Here is a 16,786-nt window from a genome sequence, read left to right as displayed (position 1 = left end):
GGCGGCGGCAATCCCGGTAGAAGTTCACATCGCAGTGGCGACCCCCGGCCGCTTGCCGGATAATCCGCCCCCTCCAACACTGCCGATGACCTCCCGGAGCCGCAACGCCCCGGCGCACGCTGTTTTCGGCCCTCACCCACCGCAGGCAAGAAGACCGACAGCATGCTCGACACCCTAAAACAAGACTGGCTGGGCAACGTGCGGGGCGACCTGCTCGCCGGCCTCGTTGTTGCACTGGCGCTGATACCCGAAGCCATCGCCTTCTCCATCATTGCCGGCGTCGACCCGAAAGTGGGCCTGTATGCCTCTTTCTGCATCGCCGTGGTGATTGCCTTCACCGGCGGCAGGCCGGGGATGATTTCCGCCGCCACCGGCGCCATGGCCCTGCTGATGATCACGCTGGTCAAGGAGCACGGTCTTGAGTATCTGCTGGCCGCCACCGTATTGACGGGTGTCCTGCAGATTGCGGCGGGCTACCTGAAACTGGGCTCGCTGATGCGCTTCGTCTCGCGCTCGGTGGTCACGGGCTTCGTCAACGCGCTGGCCATCCTGATTTTCATGGCGCAGGTGCCAGAGTTGACGGGGGTGACCTGGCACGTCTACGCCATGACAGCCGGCGGGCTCGGCATTATCTACCTCTTCCCGTGGCTGCCGGTCGTGGGCAAACTGGTGCCCTCACCGCTGGTGTGCATTCTCACCCTCACCGCAATCGCGCTGCTGCTGGGCCTGGATATCCGTACCGTGGGCGACATGGGGGAACTACCCGATACGCTGCCGGTCTTCCTCTGGCCGGACGTGCCCCTGTCACTGGACACCCTGCGCATCATTTTCCCCTATGCCGCTGCACTGGCCGTGGTCGGTTTGCTGGAATCGATGATGACCGCGACCATCATCGACGACCTCACCGACACCGAGAGTGACAAGAACCGCGAATGCAAAGGGCAGGGCATCGCCAACATCGGAGCCGGCCTGCTGGGCGGCATGGCGGGCTGTGCCATGATCGGCCAGTCGGTGATCAATGTGAAATCGGGCGGGCGTGGCCGCCTGTCCTGCTTTGCCGCCGGTACGCTGCTGCTGATCATGGTGGTGTTCCTGGATGACTGGATCAGCCAGATCCCCATGGCCGCGCTGGTGGCGGTGATGATCATGGTGTCGATCGGCACCTTCTCCTGGGACTCGCTACGCAACCTGAAGTCGCACCCGCTGTCTTCCAGCATTGTTATGGTTTCAACGGTTATCGTGGTAGTGAGCACTCACAATCTGGCGCTTGGGGTGCTGGTAGGCGTACTCCTCGCCGCCCTGTTCTTCGCCAACAAGATCAGCCGCTTCATGCTGGTGCGCTCCGCCGATGCCGGCGACGGGCACCGTATCTACACGGTCATCGGACAGGTGTTCTTTGCCACAGCGGACGGCTTTACGGCGGCATTTGACTTCAAGGAGGCACTGGAGCGTGTCACTATCGACGTCAGCGGGGCACATTTCTGGGACATTACCGCCGTGTCGGCCCTCGACAAGGTGGTGATCAAGTTCCGCCGCGAAGGTGCGGTGGTGGAGGTGATCGGCATGAACGCCGCCAGTGCCACCATTGTCGACCGCTTCGGCGTACACGATAAACCCGATGCCAGCGACCCGCTGCTGGCCGGACACTGACCGGGGAGATGGCCATGCACACCATTATTGCCTGCATCGACGGGTCCGCCAGCACCGAGGCCATCAGCCTCGCCGGTGCCTGGGCGAGCCAGCGACTGGAACAACCCCTGACACTCCTGCACGCGCTGGAAAAGCCCGCTACGCCACCGGCAGCGGACTTGTCCGGCGCCATTGGCCTGGGCAGTCGCGAGCATCTGCTGGAAGAACTCACCGCACTGGATGAGCGGCGGGAGCGACTGGCCCTGGAGCATGGCAAGCACCTGTTACAGGCCGCCGAGGCGACCGCCAGGGCAGCCGGTGCGGCAGAGGTCACCCAGCGCCAGCGCCACGACGACCTGGTCGGCTCACTGGCGGAGCTGGAAGAGGAGGCACGCCTGGTTATCCTCGGTCGCCAGGGCGAGGACCACGCCGCTGAACAGCACGCCATCGGCTCTCACCTGGAAAGTGTGGTACGCCGCATTCAGCGCCCTATCCTCGTTACGTTGCGGGCGTTTCGCCCACCACGCTCTTTCATGATTGCCTTCGACGGCAGCGACACGGCACAGAAAGCGCTGAGTCGCGTGGCGGGCAGCCCCCTGCTGGCCGGCCTCCCCTGCCACCTGGTGTCCGTCGGGCCACTATCGGAGGAACAACAGCGACAGGTAAGCGAGGCGACGGCAACGCTTTCCGGTGCGGGCTTCAGTGTGACCACCGCAACACTCGAGGGTGAAGTGCAAACCGCACTCAACCGCTACCACCGTGAGCAACAGGTGGACCTGATGGTCATGGGGGCCTGGGGCCACTCACGGATTCGCCAGTTTTTTGTCGGCAGCAACACCACACGCATGCTCAGCCAGGCGGAGATGACCCTGCTACTGCTGCGCTAGCACCTCGGCGGGCGCGGCAGGGGTAAGTAACGGTCCCTAGAGCGCCCGGTACAACATGCGGCTGGCCACCAGCACCAGAAACACGCCAAACGCCAGGTTGAGCTGGCGCGCCGTGAGGCGGTGCGCCAGCCGGGCGCCCAGCGGAGCGGCCAGTACGGTCATGGGAGCGATGCAGGCGAGGCCGGGGAGGCTGACAAACCCCAGGCTCCCGGCGGGCAAACGCGCGTCGCCCCACCCGGTGGCGACATACGCCAGAGCACCCGGCAGGCTGATCAGCAAACCGAACAGGGCCGACGTGCCCACCGCTCGATGAATGCTGTGCCCGAGCAGGGTTAACACCGGCACACTGAAGGTGCCGCCACCAATACCCATCATGCTCGATAAACCGCCTATGCCCAGCGGGAAGAGTCGCGCCAGCCCGCCCGCTGCCAGCTCGCGGCCGGGCGCCGGGTTGCGACCGCCAAACAGCAGCATGCGCAGGCCGAGCAATACCGCCACACCACCAAAGAGTAGCGCCAGTGCATTGCCGTGCAGCCGCGAGGCCAGCCAGGCTCCCAGCACAGCGCCCAGAAAAATCAATGGCCCCCAGCGGCGCGCCAGGGTGAAATCCACCGCGCCGCGCTGGTGGTGTGCCCGCGCTGACGACAGCGAGGTGAGAACAATCGTCGCCAATGATGTCGCAACCGCCACATGCATGCGGATTGCCGGGTCGACCCCCAGCGCACCCAGCGCGGTATCCAGCGCCGGCACAATCACAATGCCTCCGCCAACTCCGAGCAGCCCCGCCATGACGCCCGCCAGCACCCCGGTGGCCAGCATGGTCAGCACCAGCGGCGCCCAGTTCATCCACTCCATCATTGCCCGCGTTCCTGTTACCCGGCTTGCGGTGAGCCCGCACAGCGCGCGGGCGAGACATCGAGTTTACACCATGCGCCAGGTCATGGCCTCGATGAGAGAGGGTCTGTTGCCCGCGAAGGCAACTGCCCTGTATTGCGCAAGGCGCCTGGGTGGACCATGCTGCATAGCCTTAGCCCCGCAGCAAGGACTCCTCGCGTGCACAGTATTTGCCTGAACCAACGCTTTCTGCAGCCTTCGAAGATCGTCTGTATCGGCCGCAACTGCACCGCACACATCAGTGAGCTCGGCAACGACGTGCCCGATGACATGGTGGTGTTCATCAAGCCCAATTCCGCCCTGGGTGACACACTGTATGCCGAGCGTGGGGAGCCCCTGCACTACGAAGGCGAGATTGTGCTGCTGTGGGAAAACGGCGGTTTCAGCGCCGTGGGCTTCGGGCTGGACCTCACCCGGCGCGAGTTGCAAAACACACTGAAAGCCAAGGGACTCCCCTGGGAACGCGCCAAGGCCTTCGATGGCGCGGCCCTCTGCAGTGAGTTCGTCGCACTCAACACGCCGCTGGAAACCCTGGCACTGGAACTGTATGTAAACGACGAAATGCGCCAGACGGGCAACGTCGGCATGATGCTCTATTCGCCACCCGCAATCCTGGCGAACCTGGCGGACTTCCTCACCCTGGAGGATGGCGACCTGGTAATGACCGGCACCCCCGCCGGCGTGGGCGAGGTGCGGCGTGGGGATCGGTTCCACGGTCGCATACTGGCGGGAGACACGCTGCTGGTTGAGGGTAGCTGGACAGCCCGCTAGCCGGCTCCCACTGTCGGCATTCTGCGCGATTGTAAATGTCGCGTATCTTGAGTAGCTTTAGGGAACCCCACGGAGTGGCGACCCATGCAAAACATCCTGAAACTGGACGTCGCAGGCCAACCACGCGGTTGGCTCAGCGCACAGGAAGCGGTGTCTGCGTACGCGCGCGGCGATGTTGTCTATGGCATCGGCGAGCCGCTGCCGCCCATGTTCGGTGGCATTCAAAGGCTCACCGGGCAGCGCTCAGCCATTCACCTGCAGCCCATCATCGCACTGCAGGGGCGGGTGCGGCCCGGGTTCAGCCTGCCGCTATGCAACCGCACACTGTTCCGTCGCGATGAGCACCGATGCCTGTATTGCGGCCTGCAATTTTCGCGGGCAGAGCTGACCCGGGACCATGTACTGCCGACATCCCGCGGCGGCGATGATCGCTGGGAGAACGTAGTGGCGGCCTGCCGCCGCTGTAACTGGGCCAAGGACAATCGCACGCCGGAAGAGGCGGGCATGCCGCTGCTCGCCGTGCCATTCCGACCCAATACCTGGGAGTGGCATTTCCTCAGCCGTGACCGGGTGCTGGCCGACCAGATGGATTATCTGTCACAGCAGTTTCGCGCGCCGCGCGACTGGGCGCACTGAGCGCCTTCAGCCGCGAAAGTAGCGCTGGGGCACGAAGGGCATGGTGACCACCGTGACCGGCAGCGCCTTGCCACGTACATCGACCGCCAGCCGGGTGCCGGGCTCGCCCAGCGAGCGCTGCACGTAGGCCATGGCGACAGGCCCGCCCAGCGTGGCGCCAAACCCCGCCGAGCACACCTCCCCCACCTGCTGCCCTTGTTCATCGAGCACCACCTGGCCCTCGCGTACCGGCCGCTTGCCCTCTACCTGCAACCCCACGCGCCGCAGCAGCGGCTTGTTCTCAATCAGCTCGAATACACGCTGCGCACCCGGAAAGCCACCGGCGCGCGCGCCACCGGGACGGCGCGCCTTGCCCACCGACCAGAGCAGCCCGGCCTGTACCGGGTCGATGGTCGGGCTCAACTCATGACCGTACAGGCAGAGGCCGGCTTCAAGCCGCAGGGAATCGCGCGCGCCCAGCCCTACCGGTGCCACCCCGGGTTCGGCTAACAGGCGGCGGGCGATGGCCTCGGCGTCAGCGGCAGGCAACGATATCTCGAAGCCGTCCTCCCCGGTATACCCGGAACAGGTGATATACACCTCCACGCCATCCAGCACGGCGGGCTGTCCGTGCATGAAGGTCAGCGACGCGAGTTCGGGGCACAGCCGGCAAAGCACCTCGCGTGCGCCGGGCCCCTGCAGGGCGAGCAGGGCCTGCTGCTCAAGCACCTCGAGTGTCTGGCCCCGAAGGTGGGCCTGCACATGGGCGATGTCCTGCGCCTTGCAGGCGGCGTTGACCACCAGGAAAAAGGTGTCCGGCCCCCAGCGGGTAATGATCAGATCATCGCGCACCCCGGCGTCATCGTTGGTGAACAGGGCGTAGGTCTGGCAATGCTCGCCCAGCCCGACCACATCGGCGGGAACGAGCGTTTCCAGCAATTCAGCGCTGCCCGCCCCGCGCAACACCAGCTGCCCCATGTGCGAGACGTCAAACAGCCCGGCTGCACGGCGGGTATGCTGGTGTTCGCGGATGATGCCATCCGGGTACTGCACCGGCATGTCGTAGCCTGCGAAGGGCACCATGCGGGCACCCAGTTCCCGGTGCAGTGCGTCGAGCGGAGTATGCTGCAATGTCATCGGCATGCCTTGTGTGATTCGTCCAGGAAACCAACCAGCACTCTACCCAGTGGCCCGCAGCCGCGCAACAAAGCGGCGCCAGATGCCGCCGCCCCCAAACGCGCGCCACGCGAGTGCGCGCCACGCGGGTGACACTTCACAGCGGCCCGGCGCCAGCGGATAATAGTCCGACACGCGCAACAGGATTCGCCGTGCAGGACTCGCTACCACAAACCATCAGCCTTATCGGCATGCCGGGTGCCGGCAAGAGCACCGTAGGCGTACTGCTGGCCAAACTGGCCGGGCTGGACTTCAATGACACCGACCTGGCCATTCAACGGCACGCCAACGCCACCCTGCAGGAGATCGTCGACGCGCACGGATATCTCGCACTGAGGGCAATGGAAGAGGACGTGCTCCTCACCGTACCCCTGGCGCACAGCGTCATTGCCACCGGCGGCAGTGTGGCCTACAGCCCCGCCATCATGCAGCGCCTGCGCGCAGCGGGGCCGGTGGTGTACCTGCAGGTCGAGCTCGCAACTCTGTGCCAGCGCATAGCGGCCGCACCGCCGCGAGGCATCGCCAGCGACAGCGCGCACAGCTTCGCCGATGTGTTCCGGGAGCGCACGCCTCTCTACGAACGCTATGCCAGCCACACCGTTACAGCCGAAGATGGCGACCCGCAAGCCACAGCGCAGCAGATCCTGCAGCTTCTGACAGCGGCCCCGTCGGCGCGCTGACCACGGACGCCCTCGAACACGTCCAGGCACACAACGGACAGCCCGCTACGGCCCCCCTTGCCTGTATGCACCGGCGCTGGCGCGGTGGCATGCGCTTTGCAGTGTGCTGCGCATGGTGGCCCGTTAACTATCGGTCAGGGAAGACAGACTACAGGGACGTAGCCTCGCGTACAGGGAAAGCCCGGGAAGGGCACGGGCCACCACACTTACCCGAAACCTCCTCCGGGGGCCTGGCAGGCGCCGGAATTTTGTTATAAATGCCACAAAATTTTGATTTACTCGCCGAAAACGCTGAGTGATATTGCGCCGAAATCGAGGCTGTAAATCATCAGGAGGTGATTTATGACTGAACGCACGCAGGAACAGGCAAACTCCGACAGCCTGGACGACATATTCGAACCCGCGCTGCTGGACATGAGCGACGACGACTTCGACGATGCTATCCCGGTATCCACCGAGAAACAGCGCCTCGCGGAGAAGCGTCGGCGCGCGGAACAGCGGATTGAACAGCGTCGGCTGCGCGAAGAACTGGGCTACTACGACCTGGAACTGGGCGACTTCTAGCACTCACCGGTGGGCGCCTATCTGCGCCCACCGCGTCTCCCGGTAGCCGAAATTCTGGGCATTGCTCCCGCAATTCGCTACATTGCAACGTCACTCTTGTTGGAGCACGTCGCGTGCAGCGCCCCGTCTGGCTGCTGAGTATGGACTCAGAGCAATTCAATGCCCCGCCCACCACCACCGCGGGCCTGTCATCTTACTACCGGCGCTACGGCGCTCGCAGTGCCGAAACGCATATCGACCTGGTTCACTTCCAGCACGCCGATGACATTGAGCGCTGGCTCGGCGACTGGTCCGCGACGGGGCCGGCACAGGTGCGTGCGGCTGCCGCTGCCGGCCTGCGGCCCACGCTCGGCTTCAGCGTCTATACCTGGAATGCGGCCGAGTTTCTGGCGCTGGCTCACCAGCTGCGCCAGCTCGCACCGGAGCTGACCCTGATTGCCGGCGGCCCACATGTACAGCAAGCAGAGGACTACGTGGGCGAAGAGGCCCTGGATGTTGTGTTTCTCGGAGAGGCCGAGGTGACATTGCAGGAGTTCCTCGACAGCGCAACACCGGCCGACTGGCCGCGCATCAATGGGTTGGCCTACCTGCAGAATGGTGAGGTGGTGCGCACGGCCCCCCGTGAGCGCTGCCAGCAACTAGACGTTTTCCCCTCACCCCTTGATGTGCTGGAACTGACCCACCCGGACGGCCGCCCGCGGTATGACGCTATCGCCTACGAAACCAGCCGCGGCTGCCCCTTCAAATGCGCCTTCTGCGAATGGGGTACCGGGGCCATCGGCAGCAAGATGTACCAGTGGTCGCTGGACCGTGTGCGCAGCGACTGGGAGAAGATTGTTGCCGCCGGCATCGCCAATATCTGGCTGGCGGACTCCAATTTCGGCGCCCTCAAGCAGGATTTGGCAAAGGCGCAGATGATCGTGGAACTGAAGGATCGAACAGGGCTGCCGCGCAGCTTCGCCACATCCTGGTCGAAGAAGCACAGCCGACAGGTGCAGGAAATTGCCCTGCTGCTGCACCGCAACCAGTTGCTGCCCCACTATCAGCTCGCCCTGCAGACACTCACGCCCGAGGCGCTGCGGCTCAGCAACCGGCAGAATATGAGCGCCAATGAGTACCAGCCGATTGCGCGGCAAATGTCCGAACAGGGCGTGCCGATCGCTGCCGAACTCATCTGGGGTCTGCCGGGTGACAACCTGGCGGATTTCGAGCGCAACCTGGATACGCTGCTGGCCACCTTCCCCAACATCAACATTTTCGGCTACACCTTGCTCCCCGGCACCGAATTCTATGCGCGGCGCGAGGAGTATCGCATCGAAGCCATTCCCGTCGCCGGTTATGGCAAGGCGAAGGGGGAATACGTGGTGGGCTGTCACAGCTTTTCACGCGATGAGGGCGAGGAGGGCTATTTCCTCATCAGTGCCCACATCCTGCTGGTACACGGCTATATCATGCCACTGACCACGCGGCTGCTGGCGCTTACTGGTGCCGTGCCGGTGTCACCACTGCTGCGCGAATGCCTGCGCGCCATCATCACAGTAGTGCAGAACGTTTTGTGTGAGCTGGACCCGGGTGACCGCATGGCGGTGTATGAACAGCGCAACGCCATTTATCTGGCTGCGCTCGCCTCTCCCGAGCTGCTCTACAGCACGCTCATCCAGGTGATCGCGGCGCATTGCCGCGCGCACGGACAGAACCCGCAGCCCGTATTGCAGGTGCTGGCGCTGGACCGCGCCCTGTGCCCGCGGGTGGGGCCAGAGCAGGACACGCTCGAGCACTTCGACTTCGCAGCCGACCAGGTGCAACAGGCGCTCTCGGCCATGAGCCTGCCCCAGGAGGGCCTGGCACAGGAGCCCTGCACCCTGCGCATCCGGCACCCGGGCGGCGTGGGTGACATCCTGCGCGATGCCGACGGTGGCAGCTGGTTGCGCGGGGTTGTGCTGGCCCGTGAAGATAGCACTTCAGCTACACTGGCAGTCGCGCTAGCATAGGCGGGTATTCACAGGGGAGTTGCTGGGTCATGCCAGAATTGAAACGCGAAGTCCGGCCAGTGGAAGTCAATTACGTGTGCGATGCCTGCGGCAAGGGCATGATGACGGCCTGCGGCGACATGGACCCGAAAAGCGGAAACATCGACCACCGCTGCATGATCTGTGACCACCAGCAGGTCTTCACCTGGCGCCCCTACCCCCGCATCGAGCACATCGGGCTCGACGAGGAGCTTTAGGCCGGCAGGGCTGGAGCTACACCTGCAACAGCAGGTGCTCGCGCTCCCAGGAACTGATCACCCGGTTAAACTCCTCGAACTCGTCCAGCTTCACCGCGGCATAGGCCCGCAGGAAAAGATCGCCAAACATGTCCTGCAATTCTGCCGTGTTGTGCAGGTTGCGCAGGCCTTCCTCGAGCGTACGAGCTACCGCCACATCGTCTTCGTTTGCCGTGCCCTGGTGCGGTTCGGTGGGGCTCAGCCCCTGCTTCATCCCCAGGTAGCCGCTGGCCAGGGTGGCGGCAATGGCGAGGTAGGGGTTGGCATCGGCACCCGGGAAACGGTTCTCCACCCGTGTCGCCTCGGGCGGCCCCCAGGGCACTCGAAAGGCGGTGGTGCGGTTGTCCATGCCCCAGTTCAGGTTGATCGGGGCGGCAATTTCCGGCGCCAGACGGCGATAGGAGTTCACGTTGGGGGCGTACAGGCTGATCAGTTCCGGCGTGTAGCGCTGCAGACCGGCGATATAGGACAGGAACGCCGGCGTGTGCTTGCCGTCGCTGTCGACAAAAATATTCTCGCCGCTGCCGGCACGCACCACGCTCTGGTGAATGTGCATGGCACTGCCCGGTTCGCTCTGCATGGGCTTGGCCATGAAGGTCGCGTACATACCGTGCTTGTGCGCGGTTTCACGCACCGTGCGCTTGAACACAAACACCTGGTCGGCGAGGGACATGGCGTCGCCATGCAGGAAGTTGATTTCCATCTGCGCCGCGCCATTCTCATGGATCAGCGTGTCCACCTGCAGTTTCTGTTCGTCGGCGTAGTCGTACATGTCCTCGACGAAGTCCTCAAACTCGGTCACCGCATCGATGCTGTAGGACAAACGCGCCGACTCGCGACGGCCTGAACGCCCCTTGGGCGGCATCAACTCGTAGTCCGGGTCGGTATTCTTGGCCACCAGGTAAAATTCCACCTCGGGCGCCACCACCGGCTGCAACCCCTCAGCGGCATACAGGTCGAGGATGTGGCGCAGTACATTGCGCGTGGACAGGGGGTGGCGCTCGCCCGAGCGTTTGTAACAGTCGTGGATAATCTGTGCGGTGGGTTCACGCGCCCAGGGTACCACCCGCAGCGTTGCCGGGTCTGGCTTGAGAATCATGTCCGCATCGGTGGGCTCGACGAAATCCCAGTGGTCATCGGAGTACTCCCCGGTGACAGTCTGGATCATGATGCTTTCCGGCAACTTGGGGTTGCCCATACTCAGGAATTGGTGCGCGGGAATGAACTTGCCACGCGCATTGCCGGTCATGTCGGGGACCAGGCACTCGACTTCCGAAATCTTGTGCTGCTTGAGCCATTCGTGAATGGCCTGGGTGTCGGTGCTCATACACATTCCAAAGTGGGCAAGCGCTTGAGTTTGCAGCACTGCCTGCGGCGCCGCAAGGGCCTGACCGTCGGCAAAATGCGGCTTTTGGCGCAACATTCCGTATAATCACCCCATGCAATCCCAAGCCCACATCGACTCCTGGTACGCCGCCACGGCCAACCTGAGCCTGTCCTTTCCACCGTTGCGTGGCGGGGCCGCGGCGGACGTGTGTATTGTGGGCGGCGGCTACACAGGCCTGTCGGCTGCCCTTCATCTGCGCCAGCGCGGCTACAGCGTTATTCTGCTGGAAGCCAACCGAGTGGCGTGGGGGGCATCGGGACGCAACGGCGGACATGTGGGCACCGGCCAGCGCGCCGGGCAGGCACAACTGGAAAAGTGGGTAGGCCAGGCGCAGGCACAGGCGCTGTGGCAGCTGGGGCTGGAAGCGGTGGAGACCGTATGTGACCTGGTCGCCGAGCACAGTATCGATTGCGACCTGCGCAGCGGCAATCTGCATGTCGCCTCCAAGCCCGGCGATGCCGCTGAACTCGCCGCCGAGGTCGACCACCTGAGCCGGGTCTACCACTACGACGACCTCCGCTACGTGGAAGCCGATGAGCTGGCAGGCATGACCTCCGGGCAGGGTTTCCATGGCGCAACGCTGGATAGCGGCGCACGCCATCTGCACCCGCTCAACTATGCACTGGGGCTGGCCCGCGCCGCCGCCGACGCGGGCGCCACCCTGCACGAAGGGAGCCGCGTGACGCACTACCGGGAAAACGGCAAAGTGCAGGTATCCACCGCGGCAGGCAGCGTAAGCTGCGATTACCTGGTGCTGGCTTGCAACGGCTATCTGGAGCGCCTGGAGCCGCGTGCGGCCGGCCGCATCATGCCCATCAACAACTACATGCTGGCGACCGAGCCGCTGTCGGACGCGCTGGCGGCACGCCTGATCCGCGATGACTGCTCCATGTCGGATACGTTGTTTGTGGTGAATTACTGGAAGCTGTCCGCCGACCGTCGCCTGCTCTTCGGCGGCGGCGAATCCTACAGCCGGCGCTTCCCGGCGGACATCAAGGGCTTTGTACGCAAGTACATGCTGCGCATCTATCCGGAACTGGCGCAAACGCGCATCGACTACGGCTGGGGCGGCACACTCGCTATAACGCTCAACCGCATGCCCGATTTCGGTCGGCTTTCCCAGGGCGTTTTTTACGCCCACGGCTATTCCGGGCACGGCGTACCCACCGCTACTCTGGCGGGCAAGCTGCTGGCAGAAGTTATCAGCGGCAGCGCCGAGCGCTTTGACGTTATGGCCAGCGTACCCTCGCCGCGTTTTCCCGGCGGCACCCTGCTGCGCTGGCCCGGCCTGGTGGCTGGCATGCTTTTCTACAGTTTACGTGACCGGCTGGGCTGAGCAGCGCATGTCGTCCCCGATCCCCCTGCACAACACACTGGCCTCCGACACCGACTGGCAGGCCGCGCTACGCGACCTGATCAGCTCACCCGCTGAACTCTGTGCCGCCCTGGATATCCCCCCCGCGGCACTGGGCTGGAGTGAGGCAGCGCGGCAATCCTTCCCGCTGCGTGTACCGCGCGCCTTTGTGTCGCGCATGCGCCAGGGCGACCCGCGGGACCCCCTTCTGCTGCAGGTGCTTGCCGGGGCACAGGAAATGCAGCCAGCGCCGGGTTTCAGCGCCGACCCGACCGGTGAAACCGGCAGCGCCAATCCGCACCCGGGCATTATTCACAAGTACCATGGGCGGGTATTGCTGATCGTCACCGGCAGCTGCGCCATTCATTGCCGGTATTGTTTCCGCAGGCATTTCCCCTATGCCGATAACCAGAACAGCCGCAGCGAGTGGTCTACCGCGCTGGAGTATATCGCGCGGGATGCGAGCATCAGCGAAGTCATATTGAGTGGCGGCGACCCACTCATGGCCAACGACAAACAGCTGGCGGCGCTGGTGGTGCAGATTGCCGACATTGCGCACGTACGGCGCCTGCGGGTACACACACGCCTGCCGATCGTCATCCCCCAGCGGATCACCGAAGGCCTGCTGCAGGTCCTCACCCACTCACGCCTGCAGAGCACAGTGGTGGTGCACAGCAACCACGCCAATGAAATCGACGCCGATGTGGTGGCGGCTTTTGCCCGCCTGCGCACCGCGGGTATCACCCTGCTCAATCAGGCCGTGTTGCTGGCAGGCATCAACGACTCAGCGGCAGCGCAGGTCGCACTCAGCGAACGTCTGTTTGATGCCGGTGCACTACCCTACTACCTGCACCTGCTCGACCGGGTGGACGGTGCCGCGCACTTTGAAGTGGATCGCGCACAAGCCCTGGCGTTGCACCAGGAGATGGCTGCACGCCTGCCCGGCTACCTGCTGCCACGATTGGTTCAGGAGGTAGCCGGGGCACCCTCCAAGCTCGATGTAGGGACCTGACACGGCGCACTCCTGCACTCCTGCACTCAGCGGCCCTTCAGTAATCCTATAAAACAGGATATGTATTTCTCATTAATCAATTTTATAGGACATCCAATCCATGCCATAGTCAATATGCACCGCAAGGCAACGTATCGAGCGTTTCTATCAACAATTGCCAAGGTGCGGGAGGGATTAGCAATGAGCAAAACAGCGTCAGATCAAACGGGCAAATGCCCGGTCATGCACGGCGGCAGCACCAGAATGGGCGATTCACCCATGGCCTGGTGGCCAGATGCACTCAACCTGGACATTCTCCATCAACACGACCGCAAGACGAACCCGCTGGGCGAGTCGTTCAATTACGCAGAAGAATTCAACAAACTGGACCTGGCCGCATTGAAAAGCGACCTGCACGCGCTGATGACCGACAGCCAGGCGTGGTGGCCCGCCGACTGGGGCCACTACGGCGGCCTGATGATCCGTATGGCGTGGCACGCCGCGGGCACCTACCGCATCGCCGACGGTCGCGGCGGCGGCGGCACTGGCAACCAGCGTTTTGCCCCCATCAACAGCTGGCCGGACAACGTGAGCCTGGACAAGGCGCGCCGTCTGCTCTGGCCTCTGAAGAAGAAATACGGCAACCGTATTTCCTGGGCCGACCTGATCATTCTGGCGGGCACCATGGCCTATGAGTCCATGGGCCTGAAAATCTACGGCTTCGCCGGCGGGCGTACCGATATCTGGCACCCGGAGAAGGACACCAGCTGGGGTTCCGAGCAGGAGTGGCTGGGCAAGAGCAACGAGCGCATGCACAGTGACCGTCAGGACACGCTGGACAACCCGCTGGCGGCGGTGCAAATGGGCCTCATCTACGTGAACCCGGAAGGCGTTGACGGCCAGCCCGACCCCCAAAAAACCGCCCATGACGTGCGCCTCACCTTTGCCCGCATGGCCATGGACGACGAGGAGACGGTGGCACTGACCGCCGGCGGCCATACCGTGGGTAAATGCCACGGCAACGGCGATGCCTCGGTTCTGGGCCCCGACCCGGAAGGCACCGACTTCGACACACAGGGCCTGGGCTGGCACAACCCAACCCGCACCGGCTACGGTCGCGACACCGTCACCAGCGGCATTGAAGGCGCATGGACCACGCACCCCACACGCTGGGACAACGGCTACTTTTACCTGCTGTTCACCTATGAATGGGAACTGAAAAAGAGCCCCGCCGGTGCCTGGCAGTGGGAGCCCATCGATATCAAGGAAGAGGACAAACCGGTCGATGTTGAGGACCCCTCCATCAGATTGAACCCCATCATGACCGATGCCGACATGGCCATGATTGTCGACCCGGCCTACCGCAAGATTTCCGAGCGTTTCTACAACGACCCGGCTTACTTCTCCGACGTGTTCGCACGGGCCTGGTACAAGCTCACACACCGCGACCTGGGGCCGCGCAGCCGCTACCTGGGCCCGGATGTGCCGCAGGAAGACCTGATCTGGCAGGACCCGATACCCTCGGTGGACTATGCATTGGATGCCGCAGAAATTGCCGATTTGAAGCAGCAGTTGCTGAACAGTGGGCCCAGCGCGGCAGAGTTGATCGCCACCGCCTGGGACAGCGCACGCACCTTTCGCGGCTCGGACTTCCGCGGCGGCGCCAACGGCAGCCGTATCCGTTTGGCACCGCAAAAGGACTGGGAAGGCAATGAGCCCGAACGCCTGCAGAAAGTACTGCGCGCGCTTGAGCACGTGCAGGCGGGCCTGGCCAAACCGGTAAGCATGGCTGACCTGATTGTGCTTGCCGGCAGCGCCGCGGTAGAGCAGGCCGCACACGCGGCAGGGGTGAAGGTGAGCGTGCCGTTTGCGCCCGGCCGCGGCGATGCCAGCGCAGAGATGACCGATGAGGATGCCTTCGCCGTGCTGGAGCCGATTCACGATGGCTTCCGCAACTGGCTACAGCGCGACTACAACGTCTCTGCCGAGCGCCTGCTGCTGGACAGGGCCCAGCTGATGGGGCTGACAGCACCGGAAATGACGGTGCTGATAGGCGGCATGCGTGTTCTGGGCACCAATCATGGTGGGCGTGCCCACGGCGTGCTGACCGACCGCGTCGGCGTGCTGAGCAACGACTTCTTCGTCAATCTCACCGACATGCGGTATGCGTGGAAGCCCACCGAAAACGGTGATTACACAATCTGCGATCGGCAGACGGGGGAAACCCGCTGGAGCGCCACGCGCGTGGATCTGGTGTTCGGTTCCAACTCCATTCTGCGGGCGTACGCAGAGGTGTACGCACAGGATGACAGCCGGGAAAAGTTCGTCCACGACTTCGTCAGCGCCTGGACCAAAGTCATGAATGCAGATCGTTTCGATCTGAAAAACTGATTAGAGGAGTGACACACATGACAGACATTGATATCGGCATCTCCAGTTCCGACCGCGCCCGTGTGGCAGAAGGTCTTAAGCGCTTGCTGGCGGATTCCTACACGCTCTACCTGCAAACCCATAACTTCCACTGGAACGTGACCGGACCGCAGTTCCGCCAGTTGCACCTGATGTTCGAGGAGCACTACACCGAACTGGCTACCGCGGTCGATGACATCGCCGAGCGTATTCGCACGCTCGGGGAGGTCGCCCCCGGCACCTACAAGGCCTTCGCGGCGCTCAGCTCCATCCAGGAAGTGGACGGTGTGCCTGCAGCCACTGATATGGTCGAGATCCTCAATCGTGGACACGAGCAGGTGGTTAAAACCTGCCGCGACGCGCTGGGACCGGCACAGGAGGCGGATGATGAATCGTCCGCGGCGCTGATCTCCGACCGCATGCGCATCCACGAGAAAACCGCCTGGATGCTGCGCGCAATGCGCTGAGGGCAACGCGGGTAACACCAGCCACCACGCAGGCCTGCCGAACTGGATATGGCGGTCTGCGCCAACCTCTGCCCCGTGGTTCAAGAAATTGCCGGGGTAGAGCGTTTCCCTGGCCGGACAATTACAGCCGGGGACGTCTCCGGTAAGCTCTTCGCGAAAGCGCTTTCACGCCGAGGAGATCACCATGTCCAACCACAGCACCGACCAGCAGGACTCTTTGCAGGCTCTGCTCGACAAGCAGGCCATTTGCGAACTCAAATACCGCTATCTGAATGCCTGTGACGACAAGGCCCCGGAGCGCGTAACCGCCTGTTTTGCCCCAGGACCGGTGGAGATCAACTTCGGGCACATAGGCCAATTTGCCAACCGCGAGGATTTTGTCGCCGTCTTTGTTGAACTCGGCTGCCATGAACACATTGTCGACATGCACCACGCACAGAACCCGCTGGTGGAGATAACAGGGCCTGACAGCGCACGAGGCCGCGTGGGGCTGCGCTTCCACAGCATCAACACACAGGACAAGACCACCGTGCAACTCAGCGGCTTTTACGAAGACGAGTACCGTCGCATTGATGGCGATTGGCTGATCAGCGCCAGTACCTTCAACGTGTGCTCGGCCTTCATCACTGACTACTCCAGCGGAAATGACACGGTTGTCTGGGCAGGCAACCATATGCCGCCGCAGCCATCCTGAGC

General features: G+C 63.5%; 16 protein-coding genes. 13 read left to right on the top strand and 3 right to left on the bottom strand.

Translation table 11 applies throughout. The features are described from left to right. Window positions 1-162: 162 nt before the first annotated feature. Window positions 163-1,650, top strand: coding sequence for a SulP family inorganic anion transporter (locus tag G533_RS0113095; RefSeq protein WP_027950343.1), 1,488 nt, complete (start codon window positions 163-165; stop codon window positions 1,648-1,650). Window positions 1,651-1,664: 14 nt separating this feature from the next. After that, window positions 1,665-2,516, top strand: coding sequence for a universal stress protein (locus G533_RS0113090; protein ID WP_027950342.1), 852 nt, complete (start codon window positions 1,665-1,667; stop codon window positions 2,514-2,516). A 36-nt stretch (window positions 2,517-2,552) separates the two neighbouring features. Here the strand turns inward: G533_RS0113090 and G533_RS0113085 are convergent, their stop codons facing one another. Then, complete coding sequence (locus G533_RS0113085) at window positions 2,553-3,374, bottom strand: sulfite exporter TauE/SafE family protein (protein ID WP_027950341.1); 822 nt, start codon at window positions 3,372-3,374, stop codon at window positions 2,553-2,555. A gap of 195 nt (window positions 3,375-3,569) precedes the next feature. Here G533_RS0113085 and G533_RS0113080 point away from each other — a divergent pair, with 195 nt between their 5' ends. Then, window positions 3,570-4,181, top strand: coding sequence for a fumarylacetoacetate hydrolase family protein (locus G533_RS0113080; RefSeq protein WP_027950340.1), 612 nt, complete (start codon window positions 3,570-3,572; stop codon window positions 4,179-4,181). 84 nt (window positions 4,182-4,265) lie between these two features. Then, on the top strand, window positions 4,266-4,817 hold the full coding sequence (locus tag G533_RS0113075; RefSeq protein WP_027950339.1) for an HNH endonuclease: 552 nt from the start codon (window positions 4,266-4,268) through the stop codon (window positions 4,815-4,817). Window positions 4,818-4,823: 6 nt separating this feature from the next. Here G533_RS0113075 and gcvT read toward each other — a convergent pair whose 3' ends face one another. Further along, window positions 4,824-5,933 (bottom strand): glycine cleavage system aminomethyltransferase GcvT, encoded by a 1,110-nt coding sequence (gene gcvT / locus G533_RS0113070; protein WP_027950338.1) that lies wholly within the window; start codon window positions 5,931-5,933, stop codon window positions 4,824-4,826. Between the two features lie 191 nt (window positions 5,934-6,124). Between gcvT and G533_RS0113060 the strand changes: the two genes are divergently transcribed. The 4 genes from G533_RS0113060 to G533_RS0113045 all read left to right on the top strand — a co-directional run bounded on the left by G533_RS0113060 (window position 6,125) and on the right by G533_RS0113045 (window position 9,443). Further along, the gene (locus tag G533_RS0113060) at window positions 6,125-6,652 is read left to right on the top strand and encodes a shikimate kinase (protein WP_027950337.1); all 528 of its coding nucleotides are present in this window, start codon (window positions 6,125-6,127) and stop codon (window positions 6,650-6,652) included. A gap of 342 nt (window positions 6,653-6,994) precedes the next feature. Next, entirely contained in the window at window positions 6,995-7,216 is a 222-nt protein-coding gene (locus G533_RS0113055) for a PA3496 family putative envelope integrity protein (RefSeq protein ID WP_027950336.1), read from the top strand. Between the two features lie 113 nt (window positions 7,217-7,329). After that, on the top strand, window positions 7,330-9,207 hold the full coding sequence (locus G533_RS0113050; RefSeq protein ID WP_027950335.1) for a B12-binding domain-containing radical SAM protein: 1,878 nt from the start codon (window positions 7,330-7,332) through the stop codon (window positions 9,205-9,207). Between the two features lie 29 nt (window positions 9,208-9,236). Then, on the top strand, window positions 9,237-9,443 hold the full coding sequence (locus tag G533_RS0113045; RefSeq protein ID WP_027950334.1) for a hypothetical protein: 207 nt from the start codon (window positions 9,237-9,239) through the stop codon (window positions 9,441-9,443). 16 nt (window positions 9,444-9,459) lie between these two features. Here G533_RS0113045 and G533_RS0113040 read toward each other — a convergent pair whose 3' ends face one another. Beyond that, a complete protein-coding gene (locus G533_RS0113040; RefSeq protein WP_027950333.1) occupies window positions 9,460-10,809 on the bottom strand; it encodes a glutamine synthetase family protein in 1,350 nt (449 codons plus the stop codon). 112 nt (window positions 10,810-10,921) lie between these two features. Between G533_RS0113040 and G533_RS0113035 the strand changes: the two genes are divergently transcribed. From G533_RS0113035 to G533_RS21980, 5 genes are all read left to right on the top strand, one after another. Then, the gene (locus tag G533_RS0113035) at window positions 10,922-12,205 is read left to right on the top strand and encodes an NAD(P)/FAD-dependent oxidoreductase (protein WP_027950332.1); all 1,284 of its coding nucleotides are present in this window, start codon (window positions 10,922-10,924) and stop codon (window positions 12,203-12,205) included. A 7-nt stretch (window positions 12,206-12,212) separates the two neighbouring features. Then, complete coding sequence (gene epmB / locus G533_RS0113030) at window positions 12,213-13,235, top strand: EF-P beta-lysylation protein EpmB (protein WP_027950331.1); 1,023 nt, start codon at window positions 12,213-12,215, stop codon at window positions 13,233-13,235. 180 nt (window positions 13,236-13,415) lie between these two features. Continuing rightward, the gene (katG, locus tag G533_RS0113025; RefSeq protein ID WP_027950330.1) at window positions 13,416-15,605 is read left to right on the top strand and encodes a catalase/peroxidase HPI; all 2,190 of its coding nucleotides are present in this window, start codon (window positions 13,416-13,418) and stop codon (window positions 15,603-15,605) included. A 17-nt stretch (window positions 15,606-15,622) separates the two neighbouring features. Continuing rightward, entirely contained in the window at window positions 15,623-16,090 is a 468-nt protein-coding gene (locus G533_RS0113020; protein ID WP_027950329.1) for a Dps family protein, read from the top strand. Between the two features lie 184 nt (window positions 16,091-16,274). Next, window positions 16,275-16,784, top strand: a complete 510-nt coding sequence (locus G533_RS21980; RefSeq protein ID WP_051230325.1) for a nuclear transport factor 2 family protein — start codon at window positions 16,275-16,277, stop codon at window positions 16,782-16,784. Window positions 16,785-16,786: the final 2 nt, after the last annotated feature.

Source organism: Haliea salexigens DSM 19537, assembly GCF_000423125.1.
Classification (GTDB): Bacteria; Pseudomonadota; Gammaproteobacteria; order Pseudomonadales; family Halieaceae; genus Haliea; species Haliea salexigens.
This window is presented reverse-complemented; position numbering and strand designations above follow the sequence as displayed.

Bases quoted from the DNA above. Each gene is read 5' to 3' on its own strand.
- G533_RS0113095 (WP_027950343.1), top strand. From the start codon at position 163: ATGCTCGACACCCTAAAACAAGACTGGCTGGGCAACGTGCGGGGCGAC.
- G533_RS0113090 (WP_027950342.1), top strand. From the start codon at position 1,665: ATGCACACCATTATTGCCTGCATCGACGGGTCCGCCAGCACCGAGGCC.
- G533_RS0113085 (WP_027950341.1), bottom strand. From the start codon at position 3,374: ATGATGGAGTGGATGAACTGGGCGCCGCTGGTGCTGACCATGCTGGCC.
- G533_RS0113075 (WP_027950339.1), top strand. From the start codon at position 4,266: ATGCAAAACATCCTGAAACTGGACGTCGCAGGCCAACCACGCGGTTGG.
- gcvT (WP_027950338.1), bottom strand. From the start codon at position 5,933: ATGACATTGCAGCATACTCCGCTCGACGCACTGCACCGGGAACTGGGT.
- G533_RS0113055 (WP_027950336.1), top strand. From the start codon at position 6,995: ATGACTGAACGCACGCAGGAACAGGCAAACTCCGACAGCCTGGACGAC.
- G533_RS0113045 (WP_027950334.1), top strand. From the start codon at position 9,237: ATGCCAGAATTGAAACGCGAAGTCCGGCCAGTGGAAGTCAATTACGTG.
- G533_RS0113040 (WP_027950333.1), bottom strand. From the start codon at position 10,809: ATGAGCACCGACACCCAGGCCATTCACGAATGGCTCAAGCAGCACAAG.
- G533_RS0113035 (WP_027950332.1), top strand. From the start codon at position 10,922: ATGCAATCCCAAGCCCACATCGACTCCTGGTACGCCGCCACGGCCAAC.
- epmB (WP_027950331.1), top strand. From the start codon at position 12,213: ATGTCGTCCCCGATCCCCCTGCACAACACACTGGCCTCCGACACCGAC.
- katG (WP_027950330.1), top strand. From the start codon at position 13,416: ATGAGCAAAACAGCGTCAGATCAAACGGGCAAATGCCCGGTCATGCAC.
- G533_RS0113020 (WP_027950329.1), top strand. From the start codon at position 15,623: ATGACAGACATTGATATCGGCATCTCCAGTTCCGACCGCGCCCGTGTG.
- G533_RS21980 (WP_051230325.1), top strand. From the start codon at position 16,275: ATGTCCAACCACAGCACCGACCAGCAGGACTCTTTGCAGGCTCTGCTC.